The 8,019-nt window shown below is 40.7% G+C and carries 2 protein-coding genes and 1 pseudogene; 1 reads left to right on the forward strand and 2 read right to left on the reverse strand.

The window, feature by feature from the left end; genetic code table 11:
- Positions 1–107: 107 nt before the first annotated feature.
- Positions 108–4,013 (reverse strand): pullulanase, encoded by a 3,906-nt coding sequence (locus QZ359_RS05695; protein ID WP_293963954.1) that lies wholly within the window; start codon positions 4,011–4,013, stop codon positions 108–110.
- 114 nt (positions 4,014–4,127) lie between these two features.
- Complete coding sequence (locus QZ359_RS05700; RefSeq protein WP_293963955.1) at positions 4,128–5,606, reverse strand: M protein trans-acting positive regulator PRD domain-containing protein; 1,479 nt, start codon at positions 5,604–5,606, stop codon at positions 4,128–4,130.
- A gap of 482 nt (positions 5,607–6,088) precedes the next feature.
- Here QZ359_RS05700 and QZ359_RS05705 point away from each other — a divergent pair.
- A pseudogene (locus tag QZ359_RS05705) lies at positions 6,089–8,019 on the forward strand (DNA-directed RNA polymerase subunit beta); the annotation flags it as partial.

The following is an 8,019-nucleotide window of genomic DNA, read 5'->3' on the forward strand; positions in this document are numbered from 1 at the left end:
GAAAATCCTAATCAAATGTATTATAACCACAAATATTGTACAAAAAATAATCCCCCACGTGTTGATAATTTTTAACACGTGGGGGATTTTTCTATAGGAGGGCAAGTTTAGTTCTCTTTTTTGTTTTTTAGCAAGAAACCGAGACCTAGAAGGGCAAGGAGACTAATTCCTGCAAACAGGAGTTTGTGATCATTTTTGGTTCCTGTATTTGGAAGTTCAGCTTGTTTAGCTGGGGTTGCAGGTATATTTTCCTTGCTAGAGTTTTCTACAGCTCCGTTTTGAATAGCTTCACTTACAGATGATGGTTGTGCTTCTTGTGCTGGTTGTGAAACTTGTGTAGTTTGTGAATCAGTTGTAGCTTGGCTAGGTTTATCTTCTGTATCAGCTATATTTTCATTTGGTTTAGTAGAATCAGGTTTAGCTTGTGGAGCTGGATCTGGATTTTGATGTTCAGGTTTGTTTGATCGGTTTGGAATATCGCTTGTACTGTGCTCTTGACCTTGACCTTGTTCTTGTCTAGAATTCGGAAGGTCAGATTTTGGTTTATCTTCCATAGCTGGACGGCTTTGAGAGACTCGAAGAACAGTAGCTGTAAGGGCATTCAATTTCAAGCCTTTTTCAGTCCATTCAAGTCCTTGAGGGTTGGCAATTCCGACTGGCCCTGCTTGGTTTTCATCTGCTAAAACTTCAGCATTTCTGAGGTGGGCAAAGGCAGTTCCCAAGTTAAATTCGCGAGCTTTTTCATCCGCATTGACAAAGACTGCGTAGATATCCCCATTTGGAGCAGTGATTTGGTAGCCAATCACTACGTCCTCTTTTTCTACACCATTTTGGCCTGGCACAGTGATGAGGTGGACACGATCTTTGATATCTTGAAGACTCTTAAGTCGGAAGGCATCTGTAGATTGACGAAGGGCAATCAGACCTTTCATGTAGTCACGGCTCTTGACATTTTCAGGATATGCTTTTCCATCTGTAGCCTTAGTCCAGTCAAACTTGTTAATAGCATCACTCGAATCGTAAGAATCATGGATGAAGTAAGGATAGTCAAACGGGTTGCCGTCCTTATCACGCAACAAGTGAGATTTGTTTGGTTGTTTGTCCTCTGCTACTGGAGTCTTGTAGGCTGGGTCACGGAATTGTTTGGTACGTCCGTATTCCTGACCAGAGTGGATAAATGGAGTTCCTTGAGCTGTCAAGACCATGAGATTTCCAAGTCGCAAACGACGGTGGATTTCAGCATAGTTCTCGGCCTTGCTTGGGTCTTTTTTAATAGACTGAGCGATGATGTCAAAGAGGGTCAAGTTATCATGGGCTGCGATGTATTGAATCACATCTCCAGGACTGTCTGCTTCAAAGTTGGTTGGTTGAGCAATCAGATTTTTGAAGATAGTGTTGATATCACGCTTGCCACCTGTGATAAAGGCAGGTTGACCTTCATTTGGATAACCAGACTTGAGGTTGTTACGGATGTCATCTGAGAAGACAGCGACAGTATCGGTATGTTTCATCCAATCTTGGTCAGCAGCTCTAGTAGGCATATTTTCATCACCAGCATAGGTTCTCCAACCTTCACCCAGCATGATGAGGTTAGGATTGAGGGCGCGTGCAGCCTTGTAAGCTTCTTCGATAGAAGCCGCATCATGGTCTCCCATCATATCGAAGCGGAATCCATCTACTTTGTAGGTATCAACTAGATATTTGATGGAATCAACTAGGAGGCGTTTGGTCATATGGTGAGTTGTCCCCAAACGTCCACCACCAAAGCTAGTTCGAGGTGTTCCGTCAGCATCCATAAAGTGGTAGTAGTTTGGCTCTAGGTCTTCAAAGATATCGACTTTGGCTGTATGGTTATATACTACGTCCAGGATAGCTCCCATGCCACGTTTGTGGATCTCATTGATGAGGTTTTTAAACTCTGCGATTCGTTTTTCTGGATTTTTAGGATCGCTTGAGTACATACCAGTCAATGAGAAGTAGTTTTGAGGGTCATATCCCCAGTTGTAGTTGCTGTTGCTTGAAGCATAGTCAGATAAGCGTTCGTGGTTCTTCAATTCATTGACAAAGTAGTAAGACAAGACTGGAAGGAGCTGGATGTGGGTCACACCTAAGTCTTTGAGATAGTCTAGTTTTTCAATAAAGGCTTCAAAGGTACCAAATGGTTTGGTTAAGTCTTTTGCAATGGCAGGATCTGAAGTGAAGTCACGCACATGAGCTTCGTAGATAACAGCATCTTCACGAGTCTTGAAGTTGTGAATCTTACCATAAGTTAAGTCTTGAGGTCCTAGTTTGGCTGGATTTACAAAGGCAGCTTTAGCCACTTTATGGGCATCGTCAATCTTAGCATCGTCACTATTCCAAGCAGCGAGAGATTTAGCGTAAGGATCGAGTGCAAGAACAGTTTTACCTTGACGCTCGATTTGGTATTGATAATAGTAGCCAGTGAAATCAGTGATTCCGAGTTTGTTTGTGCTATCTAGAGTTTGTTTCCAAGTTCCTCTTTCCCCTTTTTCAAGAGCGACAGTTCCAACCACTTTTTCAGGGTCATTCTTGTCGTAGACAACAACAGAAACCTTATCAGCACTTGGTGACCAGAGGGTCAAATCAACTTGTTTTCCTTCTTCTTTTAGGTCAGCTCCCAGTTTGCCATCATAGCTGTAAGTCTCATCTTTCAGGCGCCAGCTTGTTTTGGTAGTGAATTGGTCGGAATTGTAGCTAACAGTATATGGATGTTTTGTATCTGAGAAATCTCCGCTGTAAGTCACTTTCTTACCAGCTTCATCGATTGCAACATCGGTGATAGTTACTTTGTTTCCTAGGTGATTAGTGATGTTGGAGTGCTTGAGGATATCTTCTTTTTTGGCACCGACTAGTGTTGAAAAACTACTTTCAATGCTAGAAGTTCCTACATGTTGGGCACCTGTCATACGGATATCATGGACATAGTATGGATTTGTGTAAATCGATTCATCATCGTCTTTTAGGAAAATTTGGCTATGATTTTTCAAATCTGTAAATTTATAATCTTCTTTACGGATTTTCACGTCGTCTCCTTTTTTGCTCTCATCTAGTAATAAAAAGCCGAATTCTTTGGCGGCATCCTTAAGAGGAATGTCGATATAGCGACCATATTTGCCTGTAGCTGTAAAGTCTGTTCCGTCAGGCCATTGAGCGCTACTTGGATTTTTTACATCTCCCCAGTACCAAAGAGATTTCTTGTCATAGTTGCCATCTGTACGGTAGTAGTTGACACGAACAGTCCCTGCAGGTTGTGGCTCGTAAGAGAAAACCTTGTAATCTTGGTCTAACCAAGCCTCGTTCATTTTTGGAACTAGTTTTTCGGCCGATTTATCGCCGGTTAGATTTTTTCCAGCTGTATTATTGATGAGGAAGCTAATTTTCTTGGCTTGTTCTCCCTTTAATTTGACATCTAGGTAATAGCCGTAGTCATCTTTTTTGGCATCCTTAAAGGACAGGGCTCCGTTTGGCCAATTTTCAGAAGGTTTTTCAACATCGTCCCAAGTCCATAGTCCTTGAGCATCCTTGTTTTCTTCAGGAAGTTTTTTGACATGGATACGGAAGTAGTTGTCTTCGATTGGCTCTTCTGCCTTAGTTTCAGTCGTTACTGGACTAGTGGAAGTAGTTGTCTCACTTGAACGATCTTGTCCAGTTTGTGGTGCTGAATCGGCTGGGCTTGCAACAGGAGTTGTTGGCTCTGTTTCAGTTTTTTCTTCTTTTTTCTCTAGGGAAGCGTTTGCACTTTCAGGTGAAGAAAAATCGCTTTCGTTCTTGCCAGCGATGTTTGTTGCATCAGTAAGAGGTTGGGCAAGGGCAGTAGTAGTTTCACTATTACTTGCGTTAGTGGTTGGTGTACTTTCGTTGGCTGAGATAGTTGGCGTAGCCATAGCAAGTAGGACAAGGCTTGCTCCAATAAGGACAGAACCAGTTCCATTTTTGAGGGAACGGATGCTGTAGACCATTTTTTTCTCAGTTTGAGCTGGTGTTTTTCTCATAATGATTCTCCAATCAATAAATTTCTATATCAGTATAGCATGTAGTAAAACAATATGCAAGCGTTTTCTTAAAATTAAAACAAAAGAAAAATCGCAACAGGTTTTCTGTTACGACTAAGCTAGTCTTTCTTTATGAATTTGTGAACCCAAAAGGTGGAGGTGGTGAAATAGTTCTGCAGTAGAAAGATTCCGACTACAAATAATGGGTTTCGGACAATTGGAAACAGAGAAGGTGGTGATCACAATATCGTGTGGAATTTGATGGAAGATTGAGGAAGAGATACTGGACTTTTCCCAAGGATCAAATAGATAGAGATTGTTACCGTAGTGGGCAAGGGTGTCAATTAGGTTTTGTGCGTGCTCACTATCTAGATGACTAATGACCAAAACACGAATTTTGGGAAGTTTTTGAAGTAATTGGACTAAAATGCGTTGTCCTTGGATAGAAAAGGCATAAACTAGCTCTTGTAGTTTACTTGGGTGACTCTCTAGACCAATCTCAGCTAGATACGTCTGAAATTTACTTTTACTTACTTCAAATAGTTTTGGAAATTCTTTTTGGTAATTGGTTAAAAGCAGAGACTTTTGCTTTTCAAGAGATTTGTTGCTAAGTGGGTGGAGAAAATCAGATTGGGCAGTGTAGTGGAGGAGCCAAATCAATTCTTCGCGATTTGCAATCTGTAGGTGAAATTCTTTAGATAATTCTTCTAAAATTTGACTCAATAAACGATAGGATTTTTGAATCTGATGAATGTCTCCTATCGCTTTATTACAAGGTTTATTTGTGATTTGAGGCAACTTTACTGGGGTTGAAAATAGCTGTTCCAGTGCTTCTTTTGTAGGTTCAAAATGGAGTTTTTTAGCCAGTTTTTTGATATCTTGTTCGAACTGCGGAATTTGCATGAGAGAGCTGTAGTGGCTGGTTAAAAGGGGAGTAGGATTTTCAATAAAGTGTTTCCTTTTAAAACGCTCCATATTGATAGCTAGGGTATATTTGATTTGTCGTAGACTGCTGAGGTTGAGTGACACTTGTTGGGCCTTCAAAAATAACTGAATCAAATCAGTCAAATACTCTTCGGAAATAGAAGAGAAGGGCCAATCAAGAAAGCTGTAACTTTGGCTAAAGTAGTCCAGATAAAAGGCGCGAATGTCTTCTTCTGCTCCCTCCAAGACTAAAGGAGAAAGTTGGATGTTGATGCCATAGTGTTGTGGGAGGAGTCTGTTTAGACGATGGATGATTTCCTCAATCTGCTCTGGATTAGCTGAAAGTGCCTGACATATTTGGTCAAGTGAGTCTTCCTCTTTGAAAAATAGACAGTTCAAAAAAGAGTAGACTTCAGATTGTTCAAAGATAGCAATTCTAGGATCTAAAGAGTTTCGGGCTTCAAACTGCAACTGAATACCTTCTTTTGCTGATCGAATAAAGAGGTTAGGAAATAATTGCTCAAGTTTAAAAAGGTGTTCTTGCAATTCTTCGGTTGAAAAATTCAGCTTCTCAGCCAAGACAGGAATTTCTAACCAATCATGGTGTTTGGTTAGTTCTTCCAGTAACACTAGCAGATTTTGTTCTGTTTCAGAAAGCAAAATATTCATAATAAACCTCCTTATATATTTATACATATATATTAAAAGAAAAACCAACTAAAGTCAAGAAAAACAGGCTAAGATAAAATAGGATAACTGTAATTTACTATATTCTTCGTAGATAATTGGGCTGAAAATGGACTTCGTAAATCAATAGTTGAATTTAATTTTTTATAGGAAAAGATTTTGTCAAAAAATCGTTAATCCCCTTGAAAAATCTAGCTAAATAGGGTATAATATGAGTAATCATTTGTCGTAGGTTTTGTCTGAAATATTGTCCAGATAAGACTCACAGCAGTTAAATCTTCTGAAAAAGTCAGATTTAGCTGCTCTTTTTGTGCTTTTTTTCAGGATTTTGAGTACTTGTAACAAAGACTTAAAGATTCTGAAAATTCATCAAGAGGACACGGTGATAAGGGTTTTACAACCATATGACGATTAGAAAAGCCTGATTGACAAGGCTTGGAACTTATTTACAAAGGAGAATCATCTTGGCAGGACATGACGTTCAATACGGGAAACATCGTACCCGTCGTAGTTTTTCAAGAATCAAAGAAGTTCTTGACTTACCAAATTTGATTGAAATTCAAACTGATTCATTCAAAGCTTTCCTAGACCACGGTCTTAAGGAAGTATTTGAAGATGTATTGCCAATTTCAAACTTCACAGACACAATGGAGTTGGAATTTGTTGGATATGAAATCAAAGAACCAAAATACACGCTAGAAGAAGCTCGTATCCATGATGCTAGCTACTCAGCACCAATTTTTGTAACCTTCCGCTTGATCAATAAAGAAACAGGCGAAATTAAAACCCAAGAAGTTTTCTTTGGTGATTTCCCAATCATGACAGAAATGGGTACCTTCATCATCAATGGTGGTGAACGTATCATCGTATCTCAGTTGGTCCGCTCACCAGGTGTTTACTTTAATGATAAAGTAGACAAAAACGGTAAAGTGGGCTACGGTTCAACTGTTATCCCTAACCGTGGAGCTTGGTTGGAACTTGAAAGCGACTCAAAAGACATCGCCTACACTCGTATCGACCGTACTCGTAAGATTCCATTTACAACCTTGGTTCGTGCCCTTGGTTTCTCAGGTGATGATGAAATCTTTGATATCTTTGGTGACAGCGAATTGGTTCGCAACACTGTTGAAAAAGATATCCACAAGAACCCAATGGACTCTCGTACCGACGAAGCTTTGAAAGAAATTTACGAACGCCTTCGTCCAGGTGAGCCTAAGACTGCTGAAAGCTCACGTAGCTTGCTTGTGGCTCGTTTCTTTGATCCACGTCGCTATGACTTAGCAGCAGTTGGTCGTTACAAGATCAATAAAAAACTCAATGTCAAAACACGTTTGCTCAACCAAACCATTGCAGAGCCATTGGTAGACCCTGAAACTGGAGAAATCTTGGTAGAAGCTGGTACAATCATGACTCGTAGCGTGATTGAAAGTATTGAAAGCCATTTGGATGGTGATTTGAACAAGATTGTCTACATTCCAAATGATGCAGCCGTTGTGACTGAGCCAGTTGTTCTTCAAAAATTCAAGGTTGTTGCACCAACTGATCCAGACCGCGTCGTAACCATCATTGGTAATGCTAATCCAGATGACAAGGTTCGTATCGTCACTCCTGCAGATATCCTTGCTGAGATGAGCTACTTCCTCAACTTGGCTGAAGGACTTGGCCGCGTAGATGATATCGACCACCTTGGAAACCGTCGTATCCGTGCGGTTGGTGAATTGCTTGCTAACCAAGTACGTCTTGGACTTTCTCGTATGGAACGTAATGTCCGTGAACGTATGTCTGTTCAGGACAACGAAGTCTTGACACCACAACAAATTATCAATATCCGTCCTGTAACAGCTGCTGTTAAAGAATTCTTTGGTTCATCACAGTTGTCACAGTTCATGGACCAACACAACCCACTTTCTGAGTTGTCTCACAAACGCCGTTTGTCAGCCTTAGGACCTGGTGGTTTGACACGTGACCGCGCTGGATATGAAGTCCGTGACGTGCACTACACTCACTATGGACGTATGTGTCCAATCGAGACACCTGAAGGACCTAACATCGGTTTGATCAATAACTTGTCATCATACGGACACTTGAACAAATATGGTTTTGTTCAAACACCATACCGTAAAGTTGACCGTGAAACAGGTGTTGTTACGAATGAAATCGTTTGGTTGACAGCCGATGAAGAAGATGAATATACTGTAGCGCAGGCTAATTCTCGTCTGAATGAAGATGGAACATTTGCTGAAAAAGTTGTCATGGGACGTCACCAAGGGGTCAACCAAGAGTATCCAGCTAATGTTGTTGACTATATGGACGTATCACCAAAACAGGTAGTTGCCGTTGCGACGGCATGTATTCCTTTCTTGGAAAACGATGACTCCAACCGTGCCCTCATGGG

Origin of the sequence: Streptococcus sp., from assembly GCF_019414905.1 — a bacterium.
Taxonomy (GTDB): Bacteria; Bacillota; Bacilli; order Lactobacillales; family Streptococcaceae; genus Streptococcus.